Raw genomic sequence first — 17790 nt, 5'->3', positions numbered from 1 at the left:
TGTGTTCGGCTGGACTCGCTTTTACACGAATAAGGATCCGGTTTGACTGATTCGCTGCAGGCGCCCGCTACGCCGGTGCCACCCTCGGTATGGAGCAACCCCTGGCACAACCTGGCATTCGGTTTCGGCTCCGGTACCCTGCCCAAGGCACCCGGAACCTGGGGCTCGCTGGTTGCGCTGCCGTTCGTTCCGCTCTGGCAGCTGTTGCCGGACTGGGGTTACTGGCTGCTGCTCGGCGTGGCCATGCTGTTCGGCTGCTGGCTGTGCGGCAAGGTCGCCCGGGATCTGGGTGTGCATGACCATGAAGGCATCGTCTGGGACGAGATGGTGGGTATCTGGATCACGCTGTGGCTGGTGCCCGAGGGCTGGTACTGGCTGCTGGCCGGCTTCGTGGTGTTCAGGGTGATGGATATCGCCAAGCCCTGGCCGATCAGCTGGGTCGACCGCAACGTGCACGGCGGCCTGGGTATCATGCTCGACGACGTGCTCGCCGGGGTCGCCGCCTGGCTGGTCATGCAGGGGCTGGTTTGGGCGCTGGTCTGAACGGGCGAAGCGTCACACGGATGCGCGTGAACCTGACCTGCTACCCGGAATCGACCGTGCCGCGGCGCTATGCTTGGCGCGTGGCGGCGAGGCCGGATATTTTGCGGAGTGAGACGATGCGTTCGATGCTGTTTGCCGGCGTGCTGCTGGCGATGCCGTTGGCGACTGCGGCAGCGACCCAGGTCCAGGTGGTCGGATTGTTTCCAAACGCGGCAGTGGTTTATGTCGATGGGCAGCGCAAGCTGGTCAGGGCCGGGCAGACTGGCCCTGGCGGCGTTCAGGTAATCAGCGCCGACTCGCGCGGCGCCGTGCTGCGTGTCGATGGCGTCGAGCGCCGATACGAGCTCAGCCGCGAATACAGCGCGGGCTTCGCCGCACCGAGCCGGGCGCAGATGAGCATCGCCCAGGGCGCGGGTGGTCATTACTGGGTTGCCGGTTCGATCGATTCCCAGCCGGTGCAGTTCCTGGTGGACACCGGTGCGTCCTCCGTCGCCCTCAACGAGGCGCAGGCGCGGCGACTGGGCATCGACTACCGTGTGAATGGCAAGCCGATGGTGGTGAGCACGGCCAGCGGCACCGCCAATGCCTGGCGCGTGCACCTGAGCAGCGTCAAGATCGGCCCGCTCGAAGTGCTGGGTGTCGAAGCCGTGGTGATCGAAGGCGGCTCGCCCACCGAGGCGCTGCTGGGCATGAGTTTTCTCAACCGCGTCAGCTGGCGTGAGGACCAGGGCATGCTCCGCCTGGAGTCGAAGATCTAAGAAGCAGCTTGAAGCCAGAAGCTGGCGTAGGTGGGTGCAAACCGCCACTTCTTCGATTTGCTGCTCTGCTGGCGTTACCGCGAGCATGGCTCGCTTCTACAAGTGGCTATGGCAAGGGCCTCGCGGTTGACGCGGTACCAGTGCGTCTCAGGCTGACCAGCTTCCAGCTTCCAGCTTCCAGCTTCCAGCTTCCAGCTTCCAGCTTCCAGCTTCCAGCTTCCAGCTTCCGGTTAGGTTACAATATTGCCCTTTTCTGCCTTCTGGAGTCTCTCCGGTGCCTGTCGTCTTCGTCGCCGCCTCCCAACTGCCGACGCCTTTCGGCGTGTTCACCATGCATGGTTTTCTCGACCAGGAAACTGGTAAGGAGCATGTGGTCCTGACGATGGGGAACGTGGCCGATGGCAAGCCGGTGCTGGGCCGCCTGCATTCGGAGTGCCTCACCGGTGATGCGCTGTTCAGCCTGCGCTGCGATTGTGGGTTTCAACTCGAGGCGGCGCTGCGGGCGATCGCCCAGGAGGGCCGTGGAGCCTTGCTCTACCTGCGTCAGGAAGGACGCGGCATCGGGCTCTTGAACAAGATCCGCGCGTACGCCCTGCAGGACACCGGTGCCGACACGGTCGAAGCCAACGAGCGCCTGGGCTTCGCCCCCGACATGCGCGACTACGCCATCTGCCTGCCGATGCTTGAGCATCTGGGCATCGCCGAAATCAAGCTGATGACCAACAACCCGCGCAAGGTGAAGGCCTTGCAGGGCTACGGGATCCGCGTGGTGGAGCGCAAGCCGCTGCAGATCGCGCACAACCCCCACAACGAGAAGTACCTGGCCACCAAGGCCGGCAAGCTGGGCCATATGCTCGGCGAAATCCACCAGGGCGAAGCCGAGCAGTCATGACGCGCAAGGCGGCTCGGCGCCAGCTTGCGCGTGATAGCTGGCTGCAATGGCCGTTGGTGCTGCTTCCGTTGATGATCAGCAGGCTGCTGTTCTCCGACGTTCAGTTCTTTCCTCACTTGGCGTTGCCGCTGTTCTGCGCGAGCCTGCTGACGTTCTTCTTCAGCCTGGCACGCTTCACCGCCTTCAAGCATGCCCTGATCGCCACCGAGCGTGCGCTCGACACCGATGCCGAAACCGCTGCCTGGTCCGATTTGCGTCGGGTGCGTCGCCGTGCGTTGCTCGGTGCGGCGCTTCCTGCCTGGCTGGCGGCGATCGGCGTGCTCCTGGGGCTCGAACCGGTGGCGCAGTGGCTGCTGGTCGTCGGCAGCCTGGCGCTGCTGCTGCTCTACCGCATACCGCGACAGCTGGATTGATGCGCACGCGGCTGCTGCTGTCGCTGGCCCTGCTGGGCGCGTTCACCGCAAATGCGGCAGAGCGTGTGGTCAGCCTGGCGCCCTCGATGAGTGAAGTCATGCTCGAACTGGGGGCAGGTGAATTGCTGGTGGGCGTGCTCGATGGCGGCGAGCGGCCCGCAGTGCTCGCGGGTATTCCCTCGGTGGGCCGCTACGGCAAGCTGGAGCTGGAAACCCTGCTGAGCCTGCAGCCCGATCTGATCCTGCTCTGGCCGGACAGCATCAGCAGCGCACAGCGCGAACAGCTCGCCGGTTTCGGCATCCCGCTCTACCAGGCAACCCCGAGGCGACTGGACGACCTCGCCGACCAGCTCGAGGCGATTGGCGGGCGCATCGGTCGTGCCGAAGCCGGGCGCATGCGGGCGGCACGTCTGCGCGAGCGGCTGGCGCGCTTGCGGGAGCGCTATCGGCGGGCGCCCCCCGTCCCGGTGTTCTATCAGATATGGGACGAGCCGCTGTATACCATTGGTGGAACGCAGGTGATATCCGATGCGTTGGCGACCTGCGGGGCCCGCAACCTGTTCGACGACCTGCGGTTACCGGCACCCCAGGTCGGTATCGAAGCGGTGCTGGCGCGCGATCCGGCCGTCATCCTCACCAGCGAGCCGAACCAGCGCGATGCCTGGAAGCGCTGGCCGCAGCTGACGGCGGTGCGCCGAGATCAGGTCTGGGCCGTCCCCGACCGCGGGCTCGAGCGGCCCAGCCTGCAGATGCTCGATGCGACCGAGCGGCTGTGCGAGCGGCTGGAGAACGCGCGCAGCGACTAGAGCGACGGCGTCCAGGTGAAGCCGACCATCAGGCTGCGCGGAATGGACTCGTAGCCGTAGTAGCTGTAACCGTTGGCCGTGGAGGAGTACAGGGCGCGGCTGTATTGCTTGTCCAGCAGGTTGATCAGCTTGACGTCCCAGCTCAGCTCGCTGCTTGCCTGCCAACTGCCGCGCAGGTCGAGCACGCCATATCCGGCCAGTTCTCGACTATTGGCGGCGTCGTCGTAGCTGCGGCTGACGGCCAGCCAGCTGGCGCCCACCCCGATGGCACCGAAACGACGATCGAGGTCCAGGTTCAGGGTGCGTTTGGCGCGACGCGCCAGGGTCTTGCCGGATTCGCGGTTGCGTGGATCGATCACGCCGATCGCCAGGTTGGCCTGCCAGCCGAGCATTTCATGCGTCAGTGCCGCCTCGAAGCCGTTGATTCTGGCCGTGGCGACGTTCTGGTTGTTCGACGAGGCGGTGTCATAGGCAATCAGGTCGCGAATGTCGGTGCGGTAGACCGAGGCCTCGAGCCGCGTGCGCTCGGCCAGTTGGCTGCGCCATTGGAGCTCGTAGCTCTTGGAGGTTTCAGGGGACAGGTCGGGGTTGCTGCTTCGGCCGAAGACGGGGCTGGCCGGGTAATACAGCTGGTTGAAGGTCGGCGCGCGGAAGCCTTCGGCATACGACAGGACCAGCGTATTGGCTTCGTCGACGGGAAGCGTCAGCGCGGCGTTCCAGGTGTTCTCGCTGCCGTACTGCTGATTCTTGTCATGACGCAGGCCGAGCTCGGTGGAGAAGCCCCGGCCGCGATAGGTGTGTTGGACGAATCCGGCCTGGTTCCAGCGGCTCTGCTCGTCATAAGACGTGTTGCTGCGCAGCTTGTCGTTGAGGTAATCGGCGCCGAGCAGCAGGCTGTGGCGCTCACCGAGCCGAAGCGTGTTGAGCCAGGTGGCCGAATCCCGGTAGCTGTTGAATCGGTCGCTCTGGGGGAACAGCTTGTCGCGGCTGTCGAGCTTGTCCTCGGAATGGCCGAGTTCTACGCGGCTGGACCAGACCCGGTTGATCTCGCCGTCCAGATAGACGCTGGCGTTACTCACCGCAAAATGGTTGTAGGGATCCTGGGCGAAGGTGTTCCAGAACGGGTCCTCGCGTCCGTAGGGGTTGTCGTACTCGCTCTTGCCGCGTTGGTCGAGCAGGTTCAGCCCGCCCTCCAGGGCGTCGCTGAAGTGGTGGACGAGCGAGAGCGCGAAGGACTGGTTGCGATAGGCGTCGTGGTCGGCATCGGTCTGGTAGGACGGGCCGGTGTGGTCGATGCCGCTGGTTTCCTCGAGGCTGGCGTTGAGGCTGAAGCGGGTTCGTTGATTTCCGCCTGAGAGACCGAGGCTGCGCTCCCAGGTGCCCTGGCTGCCGCCGGCGATGCGCAGACGAGGCTCGAGTCCCTGGCCGCTGCCGCGGCGGGTGAAGATCTGCACCACGCCGCCAATGGCGTCAGCCCCGTAGAGCGCAGAGCGGGAACCGCGCAGCACTTCCACGCGCTCGATCTGTTCGACACTGAGGTACTGCAGGCTGCCGCCGCCGGCCGAAATCGGCCCGCTGCGCTGGCCGTCGATCAGCAGGAGCGTCTGGTCGTTGCTGGTTCCGCGCATCAGCAGCGTGACGTTGCTGCCACGACCGCCGTTATGCACCACCTGCACGCCGGGTACACGTTCGAGAAGCTCGGTGACGCTGCCGGGGCGCAGGCGCTCGATGTCCTCGCGGGTGAACACCGTGACGGCGGCGGAGCTTTCGCTGCGGGGTTGTGCGCTGCGGTTGGCGGTGATCACCACATCGTCGAGCAGCAGGTCGGGCCTGCCTTGGGCGCAGGCGTGATGTACAGCCGCGGGCAGGAGTGCCACGGCCAGGACAACAGGGAGCAATTTCATTGGGAATCCTCAAAAAATCGAACAGCTTTTTGAGGAGGGCAGGAGCAAGCGCAGGCAGTCGCGGCGGGCTGCGCTTGACGGTGCAGCCCTCCGCAGCACCAGTCGCTACTGTCCGAGGCAGGTCTCCGGGCTTGCGACGCTCACTTTTCCACCTTCCCGGGCACGCCCAGTGGTTGTCGGAAACGCGGCGATCAAAGATCGCGGTCACTTACCGTTGCGGGGGCAGCGCAGGCTTTGCCAATTGGCGCACCTGCTTCCCTTTTAACGCCCGCACCTTCAGTGCGGGCGACCTCGGTCAATCGAAACGCCGCGCACCATAAGTCGCGGTCGGATAAAACTCAAGCGCCAGAGCCGGCGGTACGTGGCGTCGCGGCGTCGAGCGCGGCCAGCCGTGCACGGACCGAGACCTCGATGCCGGAGGCATCCAGCCCGCACTCGGCGAGCATCTGGTTCGGCTTGGCATGCTCGACGTAAGTGTCCGGCAAACCGAGGTGCAGCAGCGGAACCACGATGCCCTGGGCGGCGAGGTACTCGCTGACCGCACTGCCGGCACCGCCCATGACGCTGTTTTCCTCGATGGTCACCAGCAGCTCATGCTGCTCGGCCAGCGAACGCACGCGGGCTTCATCCAAGGGCTTGACGAAGCGCATGTCGACGACCGTCGCATCCAGCTTCTCGGCCACCTCCATCGCCTGCGGCAGCTGCACACCGAAGACCAGCAGCGCAGTCCGCTTGCCCTCGCGGCGAACCACCGACTTGCCGATTTCCAACGGCTGCAGGCCCGGCTCGATCGCGGCGTTCGGTCCGTTGCCGCGCGGGTAGCGCACCGCCGCCGGGCCGGTGTAGTGGAAACCGGTGGTGAGCATGCGGCGCATCTCGTTCTCGTCGCTGGGCGTCATCACCAGCATGCCCGGGATGCAGCGCAGGTAGGAGAGGTCGAAGCTGCCGGCGTGGGTTGGGCCGTCCTCGCCGACCAGGCCGGCACGGTCGATGGCGAAGAGCACATCGAGGTTCTGCACGGCGACGTCGTGGATCAGCTGGTCGTAGGCGCGCTGGAGGAAGGTCGAGTAGATCGCCACCACCGGTTTGGCGCCTTCGCAGGCCATGCCGGCAGCGAGGGTGACGGCATGCTGTTCGGCGATCGCGACGTCGAAGTAGCGATCCGGGAAGCGTTCGCTGAATGCCACCAGATCCGAACCTTCCTTCATCGCCGGGGTGATGCCGGCAAGGCGTGGGTCGGCTTCGGCCATGTCGCACAGCCACTGGCCGAAGACGTTGGAATACTTCGGGCCGGTGACGGGTTTGGGGGCGCTCGGGGCGTCGACCGGGTCCAGCTTGCTGATCGCATGCCAGGTGATCGGATCGACCTCGGCAGGCGCGAAGCCTTTGCCCTTCTTTGTCACGACGTGCAGGAACTGCGGGCCTTTCAGGTCTCGCATGTTGCGCAGTGTGGCGATCAGGGTCGGCAGGTCGTGGCCGTCGATGGGGCCGATGTAGTTCCAGCCGAGTTCTTCGAACAGGGTGCCGGGCACCAGCATACCCTTGGCGTATTCCTCGGTGCGCCGAGCGATTTCCCAGGCCCCCGGCAGCCGCGAGAGCACCTTTTTGCTGCCTTCGCGCATGCTGCTGTACGTGCGGCTGGAGAGGATCTTGGCCAGGTAGTTGGACAGCCCGCCGACGTTGCGTGAGATCGACATGTCGTTGTCGTTGAGCACCACCAGCATGTCGGCGCCGACTTCGGGGGCGTGGTTGAGCGCCTCGAAGGCCATGCCGGCGGTCAGCGCGCCGTCGCCTATGACGGCGATCGTCTTGCGCGACTGGCCCTGCAGGCGTGCCGCGATCGCCATGCCCAGGGCTGCGCTGATGGATGTGCTCGAGTGGCCGACGCCAAAGGTGTCGTACTCGCTTTCGGTGCGGCGCGGGAAGGCGGCAAGACCGTCCTTCTGGCGCAGGCTGGCCATGCGCTCGCGGCGTCCGGTGAGAATCTTGTGCGGATAGGCCTGATGGCCAACGTCCCATACCAGTCGGTCGTCGGGCGTGTCGAAGGCATAGTGCAGGGCGATGGTCAGCTCGATGACGCCGAGCCCGGCGCCGAAGTGCCCGCCGGTCTGGCCGACGCTGAACAGCAGCTCCTGGCGCAGCTCGTCTGCGAGGACCTCCAGCTCCGTTTCGCCCAGCCGGCGCAGTTGCTCGGGCGTGGCCGCGCGGTCAAGAACGGGCGTCGACGGGCGCACCCGAGGAATCTCATGGAACGTCTTGGGCATCAGGCGAATCGTTTTATTTGGAAAAAGAGCGGCAGTTTAACCGATGGATTCCCTGATAAGAACGCCGCTCGACCTCAAGGTGCGGCGCGGGCCGTGGGCTCTGGCAAAAAGCCGACATACGCGGCGCCGGGCCGGGGCCCTCAGCTGCGCCGTTCGACGATGAAGCGAGCCAGCTCGCGAAGCGGTTGCGCGGGAGCGCCCAGAGGTTCGATAACCGCCAGTGCCTGGTCGCACAGCTCGATGGCATAGGCCTTGGCGGGCACGAGACCGAGCAGTGACGGGTAGGTGGGTTTATCGCGCGCGATATCGGCACCCTGAAGCTTGCCGAGGGTCAAGGTATCGCTCTCGACATCCAGGATGTCGTCCTGCACCTGGAAAGCCAGCCCGATCGCCCGGGCGTATTCACCGAGCGCTGCCAGGGCTTCGGGACTGGCGTTGCCGCTGGCCAGCGCGCCGAGGTGAACGCTGGCTTCGATCAGTGCGCCAGTCTTATGCCGGTGCATGGTCTCTAGCGCCTGGCGGTCGAGCTTGTGTCCCACCGATCCGAGGTCGATCGCCTGCCCGCCGACCATTCCCGACGGACCGGCGGCGCGTGCGAGCGTCACCAGCATCTCCAGGCGCAGGCTTGCATCCGCCGGGTTGAGTTCACTGACGGCAAGCGCTTCGAACGCCAGGCTCTGCAGCCCGTCGCCCGCAAGGATCGCGCAGGCTTCGTCGAAGGCCTTGTGGGTGGTTGGCTGACCCCGGCGCAGATCATCGTCGTCCATCGCGGGCAGGTCGTCGTGCACCAGCGAGTAAGCATGAATCAGCTCGACGGCGCAGGCCGCGCCGTCGGCCTGCACCGGATCGCCGCCGAGGGCTTCGCTGGCGGCGTAGACCAACAGCGGTCGAACCCGCTTGCCGCCGTTCATCACGCTGTAGCGCATCGCCTGATAGAGCCGGGTGAGCTCGGTTCGCGGCGGTTGGAACAGGGTACTGAGACAGCCGTCGACGCGAGCCTGGCAGGCCTTTTGGTACTGGACGATCATGCGTCGGTATCCGTCTCGAAAGGCGCTTCCTGCAGTTCTCCGTCACGCTCGAGCAGAATCTGTACCTTCTGCTCGGCCTGGGTCAGCGCAGCCTGGCAGTCGCGGGTCAGGCGGATACCCTGCTCGAAGCAGGTCAGCGAGTCCTCAAGCGAGAGCTCGCCGCTCTCGAGGCGCTCGACCAGCTGCTGCAGGTCGGCGATGGACTGTTCGAAATCGAGCGCGGCTTTCTTGCGGGCCATGATGGAAACCTGTGTGGGGCGGCTGAACCGGCGCGACACTAGCAGAGCTTGTCCGCTATCGCCAACGCCGGGCTGTTGCAGGCTGCGACGGGCAGGGCGTTCGATCGTGCTGGCTGAAACGCGGGCAATAAAAAAGCCGGCTTGTGGCCGGCTTCAGGGGGTGGCGCAGGCTTACTTCTGGTAAGCCGCAACCGCCTTGGTGATTTCGGCGCGGGCCGCGTCGGCGTTGCCCCAGCCCTCTACCTTGACCCACTTGCCCTTCTCCAGATCCTTGTAGTTCTCGAAGAAGTGCTTGATCTGCTCGAGCAGCAGGGCAGGCAGGTCGGTGTATTCCTTGATGTCCACATACAGCTGGCTGAGCTTGTCGTGGGGGACGGCGATCAGCTTGGCGTCACCGCCGGCTTCGTCGGTCATGTGCAGTACGCCGACGGGGCGGGCGCGGATCACCGAGCCGGGCGCGACGGGGTAGGGGGTGACCACGAGCACGTCGAGCGGGTCGCCGTCGTCGGCCAGGGTGTTGGGGATGTAGCCGTAGTTGGCCGGGTAGAACATCGGAGTGGCCATGAAACGGTCGACGAACAGGCAGTCGCTGTCCTTGTCGATTTCGTACTTGATCGGCGCGTGGTTGGCCGGGATCTCGATGGCGACGTAGATGTCATTCGGCAGGTCTTTACCGGCCGGGATCTTGCTGTAGCTCATGGATGAAGGCTCCGTGATCGGCCAGCGCTGGCCTGGTGGGGCGGAAAAAGTGGCCGCGATTATAGGCAGATTCCCGTTTCGTTGCCATGACCGAGGGGGCTAGCCAATGGTCGTGATTGCGGGTCGCCATTCGACGTGTGGAAGTCAGGCGGGTTCCGTTGGTGGCACGGCATATTCGGGATGTTCGGCCTGCAGCTGACGCAGGCGCGCCGCCGGGTCCTGGCGATAGAAGCCCTTGAGCTGCTCGTAGACCGCTGGAAAGGCCTCCAGCAGCAGGTCTGGTGCGCTGAAGAAATATTCGCTGGTGACGGCGAAGAACTCGGCCGGATCTTCTGCGGCGTAGGGATCGATCGGCGTCTGTGCCCCGGGGTCGGCATCGAGCGTGGCATTGAGTGTGTCGTAGGCGCTCTGCATGGCCTGCGCCCAGTCCGTGATGCGCATGTAGGCATGCAGGGGTGGCAGGCCGTTGGCGTCGCCGTTGAGCATGTCCAGCTTGTGGGCCAGCTCGTGGATGATCAGGTTGTAGGCCTCCCAGCCTCCGCTCTCCTGCACCCCGGGCGCGGCGAGGATCACCGGCCCCTGCAGCCAGGCTTCGCCGCTGTGCTCGGCATCCCACTCATGCACGACGCCCGCCGAATCGCGGTGTTTCTGTGGGCTGCGAAAGTCGTCGGGATAGATCACGATTTCGTGAAAGCCCTGGTACCAGTTGAGGTCGGCCAGATGCAGCAGCGGCAGCTGTGCCTGTGCGGCCAGGCGCAGGCGATCGGCGATGTCGAGCTCGACGCCGGGCAGGGTGGTCAGGCGTTTGGCATGCAGGAACAACAGGCTGCGTTCACGCAGACGCTCGGTCTCGTCGAGGCTCAGGCCATCCAGTATCGGCAGGCTGTCGAGCACGCTCTGCCAGAGCGCGGGTTCGACCGCCAGGCGAGCGAGGGTGCGTTTGCGGCGCCAGTCGCGAAATGACCACATGGGAGAGTTTCCAGCGGGGAAGGCGACAACCTTAAGCGGGCCGCTGGATAGCGGCAAGCCGAAGCGTCCTCGATGACGGGCCGATCTAACCCAGCAGGAAATTGCCGTGCTTAGGCGCGTCGTCGTCAACGCTGAGCATCTGTGCGTCGTCCTTGAGTTTCACACCGGAGAGCTGACGCCGGCAGGCCTCGCGCATCAGGTAGAGCAGGCGATGGGCGGCCAGGTTGTAGCTCAGCCCTTCCAGGCGAATGTTGGAGATGCAGTTGCGGTCGGCATCGGTGCGGCCCACTTTCGGGGCATAGGTGAAGTACAGGCCCAGGCTGTCCGGCGAGCTGAGGCCCGGGCGTTCGCCCAAGAGCATGACCGTCATTTTCGCCCTGAGCCGTTCGCCAACCTCGTCGCCCAGCGCCACACGGCCCTGTTGCACCAGGCAGATCGGCGCCAGGCACCAGCCATCGGCTGCGGCCTGCTCGGCGAAGCGGGTGAGCAGCGCCAGGGCGTGACGCTCGACGGCGAGGGCGGACAGGCCGTCGGCGATCACCACGGCCAGGTCATAACCGTCGGGGTGCGCTGCGGCATGGTTGTCCAGTGTCGCGGTCGAGGCTTCGTCCAGGCGGCGGCCGAGATCGGGCCGTTGCAGGTAGGTGTTGCGATCCGCGGCGGCGCTGTGCAATTGCAGGCTGTCGAAGCCTGCCTGCTCGAGTCGTTCGGCGAGCGCGTCGGTATCCAGCGCCAGGTGCACGGCATCACGCGCCTGGGCATGGGCGAACTGGAAGTCCAGCTGGGCGTCGGTGGGCAGGCTGGCACCGGCGCGTCCCAGCGCGATGCGGGCCGGGGTGAGCTGGCGCAGGTGGTTCCAGGGGTTGGCGACGGTGGTGGGCTTCTCGGGCATGGTGGCCTCGGATCACTGGACGGTTGGCAGGCTCGCTGCAAGGGCAAGCGGGTGCGGTGCGATGGATGGAGGTCGGCCTGCTGGATAGCAGTAGCGGAGGCCGCATCTGCCACCAGGTCGGGGCGACTCACGCCATGCGCTCCAGTGCCTGGCGGAACGCGGCGGGCAACTGCTCGCCCAGTTGGATGCGGCCGCCGTCCTGACGCAGGATCTCCATCTTCGCCAGCCACTCCTCGAACTCCGGCGCGGGCCTGAGCCCCAGGCTTTGGCGCAGGTAGAGCGCGTCGTGAAACGAGGTGGTCTGGTAGTTCAGCATCACGTCGTCCGAACCCGGGATACCCATGATGAAGTTGATGCCGGCGGTACCGAGCAGGGTCAGCAGCACGTCCATGTCGTCCTGGTCGGCTTCGGCATGGTTGGTGTAGCAGATGTCGCAGCCCATGGGTACGCCGAGCAGCTTGGCGCAGAAGTGGTCTTCCAGCCCGGCGCGGATGATCTGCTTGCCGTTATAGAGGTATTCCGGGCCGATGAAACCGACCACGGTGTTCACCAACAGCGGTTTGAAGCGGCGCGCCACGGCATAGGCGCGGGCCTCGCAGGTCTGCTGGTCGACGCCGTGATGGGCATTGGCCGAAAGCGCGCTGCCCTGGCCGGTCTCGAAGTACATCAGGTTGTCGCCGACGGTGCCGCGCTTTTGCGACAGGCCCGCCTCGTAGCCTTCCTGCAGCATCGCGAGGTTGATGCCGAAGCTGGTGTTGGCCTCTTCGGTGCCGGCGATGGACTGGAATACCAGATCCAGCGGCGCGCCGCGCGCGATGGCCTCGATCGAGGTGGTGACGTGGGTGAGGATGCAGCCCTGGGTGGGGATCTCGTAGCGCTGGATGATGGCGTCGAGCATCTTCAGCAGCTCGCAGATCCCGCTGGTGCTGTCGGTGGCCGGGTTGATGCCGATCACCGCGTCGCCGTTACCGTAGAGCAACCCGTCGACGATGCTGGCCGCGATGCCTGCACCGTCGTCGGTGGGATGGTTAGGTTGCAGGCGGGTGGACATGCGTCCGCGTAGGCCGATGGTATTGCGAAAACGGGTCACCACCCGAACCTTCTGCGCCACCAGGATCAGGTCCTGCACCCGCATGATCTTCGATACCGCGGCGACCATCTCGGGCGTCAGCCCCGGCGCCAGAGCCCTGAGCGATGCCTCGTCGGCCTCGTCGCCCAGCAGCCAGTTGCGGAAATCGCCGACGGTCAGGTGGCTGACCGGGGCGAAGGCCTCGGCGTCGTGGCTGTCGATGATCAGGCGGGTGACCTCATCCGTTTCGTAGGGAATCAGCGCCTCGTTGAGGAAACGCTTGAGCGGCAGCTGCGCCAGGCACATCTGCGCGGCGACCCGTTCGGCGTCGCTGCCCGCCGCGATTTCGGCGAGGTAGTCGCCGGAGCGCGCCGGGCTGGCCTTGGCCATCACCTCCCGCAGGCTGTCGAAGCGCCAGGTGGTGCCGCCCACGCTATAGGAGTAACCCGCCATCGTCGCCTCCAGTCAGTTGAGCGTTGCCTCGGCCTTCTCGATGGCCGCGAACTCTTCCTCGGGCGTGCCCGCGACGAGATGGTGGCGGCTGTAGAAGGCGAAGTAGGCGATGAAGATGCCATAGATAATCGCCGCGCCAATGATCACCCGCGGATCGACCAAGAAGCCCGCGATGACCGCGATGCAGGCCAGCACAAGGGCGACGCCCGAGGTCAGGATGCCGCCGGGCGTCTTGTACGGGCGATGCATATCCGGCCGGCGCAGGCGCAGAACGATGTGCGAGGCCATCATCAGCACGTAGGAGATGGTCGCGCCAAACACCGCCACCAGAATCAGCAGGTCGCCCTGGCCAGTCAGCGAAAGCAGAAAGCCGATCACGCCCGGAATGATGAGCGCCATTACCGGCGCCTTGTTCTTGTTGGTCAGCGAGAGTTTGCGCGGCAGGTAGCCGGCTCGCGATAGCGCGAAGATCTGCCGCGAGTAGGCATAGATGATGGAGAAGAAGCTGGCGATCAGGCCGGCCAGGCCGACCAGGTTGACGAAGCCACTCATCCAGGTCGACGAACCATAGGCCGTGGTCAGTGCTTCGACCAGCGGGTTGCCGGACTCGACCAGGGTGCTGGAGCCTGCGCCGCCCGGCCCCACCAGCAGGATCAGCCCGGCGAAGGCGACGAGTATCAGCATGGCGCCGATCAGCCCGCGCGGCATGTCGCGTTGCGGGTTCTTGGTTTCCTCGGCGGCCAGCGGCACGCCTTCGACGGCGAGGAAGAACCAGATCGCATAAGGGATCGCCGCCCAGATGCCGACGTAGCCGAATGGCAGGAAGGCGCTGGCGCCTGCCGCCGTGGTCGGGGTGATGTCGAGCAGCTTGTCGACGGAGAAGTGCGGCACCATCGCCACGATGAACACGGCCAGCGCCAGCGCGGCGATGGCGGTGATGACGAACATCAGCTTGAGTGCTTCGCCGACACCGAAGATGTGGATACCGATGAAGATGATGTAGAAGGCGAGGTAGATCGCCCAGCCGCCGATACCGAACAACGACTCGCAGTAGGCGCCGATGAATACCGCAATGGCGGCCGGGGCGATGGCGTATTCGATGAGGATCGCGGTGCCGGTGAGGAACCCGCCCAGCGGGCCGAACGCGCTGCGTGCGAAGCCGTAGCCGCCTCCGGCGGTGGGAATCATCGAGGAGAGCTCGGCCAGCGAGAAGCACATGCACAGGTACATGGTCGCCATCAGCAGCGTGGCGATGAACAACCCGCCCCAGCCGCCCTGGGCTAGGCCGAAGTTCCATCCGGCGTAATCACCGGAAATCACATAGGCGACGCCGAGGCCGACCAGCAGCACCCAGCCGGCGGCCCCTTTTTTCAGTTCACGTTGCTGGAAGTATTGGCTGCCTACCGCTTCGAAATCGATGGCGTTGCTGGATGGGGTTGAACTGCCGTGTTCAAGAGCCATGCGGAAATCCTCTGGAGAAGGTTGGGCCTACGACGGTTCTGCTAGCAAGCGGTGTGCCCTGGGCTGGGAAGGCCGATTCGTGCCGGTCGGCGCGGTGTTGGGCCTACGTTCTGCACGCATTTGGGGCGCCGCATGGGGCCGGTGTGGCACACACGGTGCGTCAGCCGGGATATTGGGCTCCGGATCGATGAACACCAGGCGGGCAGCCCTGCGGGTGCCCGCCTCGCCGTGACTCAGAAGAAGCCCAGCGGGTTAATGTCGTAGCTCACCAGCAGGTTCTTGGTCTGCTGGTAGTGATCGAGGATCATCTTGTGGGTCTCGCGCCCGACACCGGACTTCTTGTAGCCGCCGAAGGCCGCGTGGGCGGGGTAGAGGTGGTAGCAGTTGGTCCAGACGCGTCCGGCCTTGATCGCCCGGCCCATGCGGTAGGCGCGGTTGATGTCGCGGGTCCAGACGCCCGCGCCAAGGCCGTACTCGGTGTCGTTGGCGATGGCCAGCGCTTCGGCTTCGTCCTTGAAGGTGGTGACGCCGATCACCGGGCCGAAGATCTCCTCCTGGAAGACGCGCATCTTGTTGGTGCCCTTGAGCAGGGTCGGCTGGATGTAATAGCCGGTCGCGAGCGAGCCTTCGAGCTTTTCCACGCCGCCGCCGGTGAGTACTTCGGCGCCTTCCTGCTGGGCGATTTCGAGATACGACATGATCTTGTCGAACTGCTGCTGGCTGGCCTGGGCGCCGACCATGGTGTCGGTGTCCAGCGGGTCGCCGCGCTTGATCTGCGCGACCTTCTTCATCACCGCTTCCATGAAGGGCGCGTAGATCGATTCCTGCACCAGGGCCCGAGACGGGCAGGTGCAGACCTCGCCCTGGTTGAAGAAGCCCAGCACCAGGCCTTCGGCGGCCTTTTCGATGAAGGTCGGCTCGGCTTGCATGATGTCTTCGAAGTAAATGTTCGGGCTCTTGCCGCCCAGCTCCACGGTGCTCGGGATGATGCTCTCGGCGGCGCGCTTCATGATGTGCGAGCCCACCGGCGTGGAGCCAGTGAAAGCGATCTTGGCGATGCGCTTGCTGCTAGCCAGGGCTTCGCCGGCTTCGCGGCCGTAGCCCTGCACGACGTTGAGCACGCCCGGTGGCAGCAGATCGCCGATCACCTCCATCAGTACGGCAATGCCCAGCGGGGTCTGCTCGGCGGGCTTGAGCACGATGCAGTTGCCGGCAGCCAGCGCCGGGGCGAGCTTCCACGCGGCCATCAGGATCGGGAAGTTCCAGGGAATGATCTGCCCAACCACGCCCAACGGCTCGTGGAAGTGATAGGCGGCGGTGTGTTCGTCGATCTCGGCGCTGGTGCCTTCCTGGGCGCGAATGCAGCCGGCGAAGTAGCGGAAGTGGTCGGCGGCCAGGGGGATGTCGGCGTTCAGGGTTTCACGCACGGCCTTGCCGTTGTCCCAGGTCTCGGTGATGGCGAGCATCTCGAGGTTCTGCTCGATGCGATCGGCAATCTTCAGCAGGATCAGCGAGCGCGCCTGTACGCTGGTCTTGCCCCAGGCATCGGCGGCGGCGTGGGCGGCGTCCAGCGCCTTCTCGATATCGGCGGCATCGGAGCGCGGAAATTCGGCGATGGGCTGGCCGTTGACGGGAGACAAATTGGTGAAATATTGGCCTTTGACCGGCTCGACGAATTCGCCGCCGATGTAGTTGCCGTAGCGAGACTTGAAGGAAACGAGGGCACCTTCGCTGCCGGGATGGGCGTAACGCATGGGAGTCTCCTGATCTTGTAATTGTGATGGACTGCTGTGCATCAAGCGTAGATCACCGGCTGGCAACCGGCGAACGAAGTGATCCGCCGATCGCCAACAGGCCCTGTGGTAATCTGCGGCCCATTCCTGGCTGCCATCGGCGGCCTCAGCCGCGCCTTTCGAGCGCGCCTCACCCCTTTGCAGAGAAACGACATGCATATCCATATTCTCGGCATCTGCGGCACCTTCATGGGTTCGCTGGCCGTGCTGGCCAAGGAGCTTGGCCATCGGGTCACCGGTTCGGATGCCAATGTCTACCCGCCGATGAGCACTCAGCTCGAAGCCCAAGGCATCGAGCTGATGCAAGGCTATGAGCCGGCGCACATGGAGCCCGCACCGGATCTGGTGGTGGTCGGCAACGCGATGACGCGCGGTAACCCTGCGGTCGAATACGTGCTGAACAAGGGGCTGCCCTATGTGTCCGGCCCGCAGTGGCTGGCCGACCATGTGCTACAGGGGCGTTGGGTCCTCGCGGCGGCCGGGACCCATGGCAAGACCACCACCAGCAGCATGCTGGCCTGGGTGCTGGAGCACGCCGGCATGAGCCCGGGTTTTCTCATCGGTGGCGTGCCGCAGAACTTCGGCATTTCGGCGCGCCTGGGCGGCACGCCGTTCTTCGTGGTCGAGGCGGACGAGTACGACAGCGCCTTCTTCGACAAGCGCAGCAAGTTCGTCCACTACCGCCCGCGCACGGCGATCCTGAACAATCTCGAGTTCGATCATGCGGACATCTTCCCGGACCTTGCGGCGATCGAGCGGCAGTTCCATCATCTGGTGCGCACCATTCCGGGCGAAGGGCTGGTCATCCACCCGCAATCGGAAGAGGCGCTCAAGCGCGTGATCGGCATGGGTTGCTGGACGCCGGTGCAGACCACCGGTGAAGGCGGACAGTGGCAGGCCAACCTGCTCAGCGCCGACGGCTCGCGCTTCGAGGTGATCTTCGATGGTGCCGTGCAAGGCGTGGTCGATTGGGAGCTGACCGGGCTGCACAACGTCAGCAATGCCCTGGCGACCCTGGCGGCGGCGCGTCACGTTGGTGTATTGCCCCGACAGGGCGCCGAAGCGCTGAGCGAATTCAAGAGCGTCAAGCGGCGCATGGAGAAGGTCGCCGAGATCAAAGGCGTCACGCTCTATGACGACTTCGCCCATCACCCGACCGCCATCGCCACGACGCTCGACGGCCTGCGCAAGCGCGTGGGCGATGCGCCGATCATCGCCGTGGTCGAGCCGCGCTCCAACTCCATGAAGCTGGGCGCGCACCGCGAGGGCCTGGCCGAATCGGTGGCGCTGGCCGATCAGGCGATCTGGTACGCGCCGCCGAACCTGGGCTGGGACCTGGCCGCGACCGTGGCCGGCTCGCCCGTCGAGACGACGGTGTGCGGCTCGCTCGAGGCGATCATCGCCAAGGTCAAGGCCGATGCGAAGCCGGGTACCCAAGTGGTGATCATGAGCAACGGCGGCTTCGGCGGCTTGCACGTCAAGCTGGCAGACGCCCTGGCGTAGGGTGGAAAACGCCGAAGGCTTTTCCCCGTGTGGACGTGATGGCGGAAACGCTTCGCGGTTTCCACCCTACGAAGACAGAGCGGTTGTAGGGTGGAAAGGCCGAA

Annotated in this window: 16 protein-coding genes and 1 riboswitch; of the genes, 6 read left to right on the top strand and 10 right to left on the bottom strand. The window is 65.3% G+C overall.

What is annotated here, in order from left to right; genetic code table 11:
* Positions 1–42 precede the first annotated feature (42 nt).
* The 5 genes from G7026_RS19640 (at position 43) to G7026_RS19620 (ending at position 3412) form a co-directional block, all read left to right on the top strand.
* Entirely contained in the window at positions 43–543 is a 501-nt protein-coding gene (locus G7026_RS19640) for a phosphatidylglycerophosphatase A family protein (protein WP_181072683.1), read from the top strand.
* Between the two features lie 116 nt (positions 544–659).
* On the top strand, positions 660–1301 hold the full coding sequence (locus G7026_RS19635) for a retropepsin-like aspartic protease family protein (RefSeq protein ID WP_181072682.1): 642 nt from the start codon (positions 660–662) through the stop codon (positions 1299–1301).
* Between the two features lie 274 nt (positions 1302–1575).
* Positions 1576–2193, top strand: coding sequence for a GTP cyclohydrolase II (ribA, locus tag G7026_RS19630; RefSeq protein ID WP_181072681.1), 618 nt, complete (start codon positions 1576–1578; stop codon positions 2191–2193).
* On the top strand, positions 2190–2606 hold the full coding sequence (locus G7026_RS19625; RefSeq protein ID WP_181072680.1) for a hypothetical protein: 417 nt from the start codon (positions 2190–2192) through the stop codon (positions 2604–2606). Before ribA ends, G7026_RS19625 begins: the two co-directional genes overlap by 4 nt.
* Complete coding sequence (locus tag G7026_RS19620; protein WP_181072679.1) at positions 2606–3412, top strand: cobalamin-binding protein; 807 nt, start codon at positions 2606–2608, stop codon at positions 3410–3412. The genes G7026_RS19625 and G7026_RS19620 overlap by 1 nt, the downstream gene beginning before the upstream one ends.
* Here the strand turns inward: G7026_RS19620 and G7026_RS19615 are convergent.
* From G7026_RS19615 to exaC, 10 genes are all read right to left on the bottom strand, one after another.
* Complete coding sequence (locus G7026_RS19615) at positions 3409–5316, bottom strand: TonB-dependent receptor domain-containing protein (RefSeq protein WP_181072678.1); 1908 nt, start codon at positions 5314–5316, stop codon at positions 3409–3411. The genes G7026_RS19620 and G7026_RS19615 overlap by 4 nt on opposite strands.
* Before the next feature lie 99 nt (positions 5317–5415).
* Positions 5416–5625, bottom strand: a riboswitch (cobalamin riboswitch).
* 29 nt (positions 5626–5654) lie between these two features.
* Positions 5655–7580, bottom strand: a complete 1926-nt coding sequence (dxs, locus tag G7026_RS19610) for a 1-deoxy-D-xylulose-5-phosphate synthase (protein ID WP_181072677.1) — start codon at positions 7578–7580, stop codon at positions 5655–5657.
* A gap of 140 nt (positions 7581–7720) precedes the next feature.
* On the bottom strand, positions 7721–8608 hold the full coding sequence (locus G7026_RS19605) for a polyprenyl synthetase family protein (protein WP_181072676.1): 888 nt from the start codon (positions 8606–8608) through the stop codon (positions 7721–7723).
* Positions 8605–8847 carry an exodeoxyribonuclease VII small subunit gene (locus G7026_RS19600; RefSeq protein ID WP_138408883.1) on the bottom strand — a complete coding sequence of 81 codons (243 nt, stop codon included), beginning with the start codon at positions 8845–8847 and terminating at the stop codon, positions 8605–8607. Before G7026_RS19600 ends, G7026_RS19605 begins: the two co-directional genes overlap by 4 nt.
* A gap of 171 nt (positions 8848–9018) precedes the next feature.
* Positions 9019–9546, bottom strand: a complete 528-nt coding sequence (ppa, locus tag G7026_RS19595; RefSeq protein ID WP_138408884.1) for an inorganic diphosphatase — start codon at positions 9544–9546, stop codon at positions 9019–9021.
* A gap of 144 nt (positions 9547–9690) precedes the next feature.
* Positions 9691–10515, bottom strand: coding sequence for a M90 family metallopeptidase (locus tag G7026_RS19590; protein ID WP_181072675.1), 825 nt, complete (start codon positions 10513–10515; stop codon positions 9691–9693).
* Positions 10516–10600: 85 nt separating this feature from the next.
* The gene (gene eutC / locus G7026_RS19585; RefSeq protein WP_181072674.1) at positions 10601–11407 is read right to left on the bottom strand and encodes an ethanolamine ammonia-lyase subunit EutC; all 807 of its coding nucleotides are present in this window, start codon (positions 11405–11407) and stop codon (positions 10601–10603) included.
* Positions 11408–11534: 127 nt separating this feature from the next.
* A complete protein-coding gene (locus G7026_RS19580; RefSeq protein ID WP_181072673.1) occupies positions 11535–12929 on the bottom strand; it encodes an ethanolamine ammonia-lyase subunit EutB in 1395 nt (464 codons plus the stop codon).
* A gap of 12 nt (positions 12930–12941) precedes the next feature.
* Positions 12942–14390 carry an ethanolamine permease gene (gene eat, locus G7026_RS19575; protein ID WP_181072672.1) on the bottom strand — a complete coding sequence of 483 codons (1449 nt, stop codon included), beginning with the start codon at positions 14388–14390 and terminating at the stop codon, positions 12942–12944.
* A 233-nt stretch (positions 14391–14623) separates the two neighbouring features.
* Positions 14624–16144 (bottom strand): acetaldehyde dehydrogenase ExaC, encoded by a 1521-nt coding sequence (gene exaC / locus G7026_RS19570; RefSeq protein WP_181072671.1) that lies wholly within the window; start codon positions 16142–16144, stop codon positions 14624–14626.
* Between the two features lie 192 nt (positions 16145–16336).
* Here exaC and mpl point away from each other — a divergent pair, with 192 nt between their 5' ends.
* Entirely contained in the window at positions 16337–17686 is a 1350-nt protein-coding gene (mpl, locus tag G7026_RS19565) for a UDP-N-acetylmuramate:L-alanyl-gamma-D-glutamyl-meso-diaminopimelate ligase (RefSeq protein ID WP_181072670.1), read from the top strand.
* Positions 17687–17790 lie beyond the last annotated feature (104 nt).

Origin of the sequence: Stutzerimonas azotifigens, from assembly GCF_013522725.1 — a bacterium.
GTDB classification, from domain to species: Bacteria; Pseudomonadota; Gammaproteobacteria; order Pseudomonadales; family Pseudomonadaceae; genus Stutzerimonas; species Stutzerimonas azotifigens_A.
The sequence above is the reverse complement of the archived record's forward strand: the minus strand, read 5'-3'. Positions and strand labels throughout refer to the sequence as shown.

Coding starts and splice junctions, on each gene's coding strand:
- G7026_RS19635 (WP_181072682.1), top strand. CDS start 660: ATGCGTTCGATGCTGTTTGCCGGCGTGCTGCTGGCGATGCCGTTGGCG.
- G7026_RS19625 (WP_181072680.1), top strand. CDS start 2,190: ATGACGCGCAAGGCGGCTCGGCGCCAGCTTGCGCGTGATAGCTGGCTG.
- G7026_RS19620 (WP_181072679.1), top strand. CDS start 2,606: ATGCGCACGCGGCTGCTGCTGTCGCTGGCCCTGCTGGGCGCGTTCACC.
- G7026_RS19615 (WP_181072678.1), bottom strand. CDS start 5,316: ATGAAATTGCTCCCTGTTGTCCTGGCCGTGGCACTCCTGCCCGCGGCT.
- dxs (WP_181072677.1), bottom strand. CDS start 7,580: ATGCCCAAGACGTTCCATGAGATTCCTCGGGTGCGCCCGTCGACGCCC.
- G7026_RS19605 (WP_181072676.1), bottom strand. CDS start 8,608: ATGATCGTCCAGTACCAAAAGGCCTGCCAGGCTCGCGTCGACGGCTGT.
- G7026_RS19600 (WP_138408883.1), bottom strand. CDS start 8,847: ATGGCCCGCAAGAAAGCCGCGCTCGATTTCGAACAGTCCATCGCCGAC.
- ppa (WP_138408884.1), bottom strand. CDS start 9,546: ATGAGCTACAGCAAGATCCCGGCCGGTAAAGACCTGCCGAATGACATC.
- G7026_RS19590 (WP_181072675.1), bottom strand. CDS start 10,515: ATGTGGTCATTTCGCGACTGGCGCCGCAAACGCACCCTCGCTCGCCTG.
- eutC (WP_181072674.1), bottom strand. CDS start 11,407: ATGCCCGAGAAGCCCACCACCGTCGCCAACCCCTGGAACCACCTGCGC.
- G7026_RS19580 (WP_181072673.1), bottom strand. CDS start 12,929: ATGGCGGGTTACTCCTATAGCGTGGGCGGCACCACCTGGCGCTTCGAC.
- eat (WP_181072672.1), bottom strand. CDS start 14,390: ATGGCTCTTGAACACGGCAGTTCAACCCCATCCAGCAACGCCATCGAT.
- exaC (WP_181072671.1), bottom strand. CDS start 16,144: ATGCGTTACGCCCATCCCGGCAGCGAAGGTGCCCTCGTTTCCTTCAAG.
- mpl (WP_181072670.1), top strand. CDS start 16,337: ATGCATATCCATATTCTCGGCATCTGCGGCACCTTCATGGGTTCGCTG.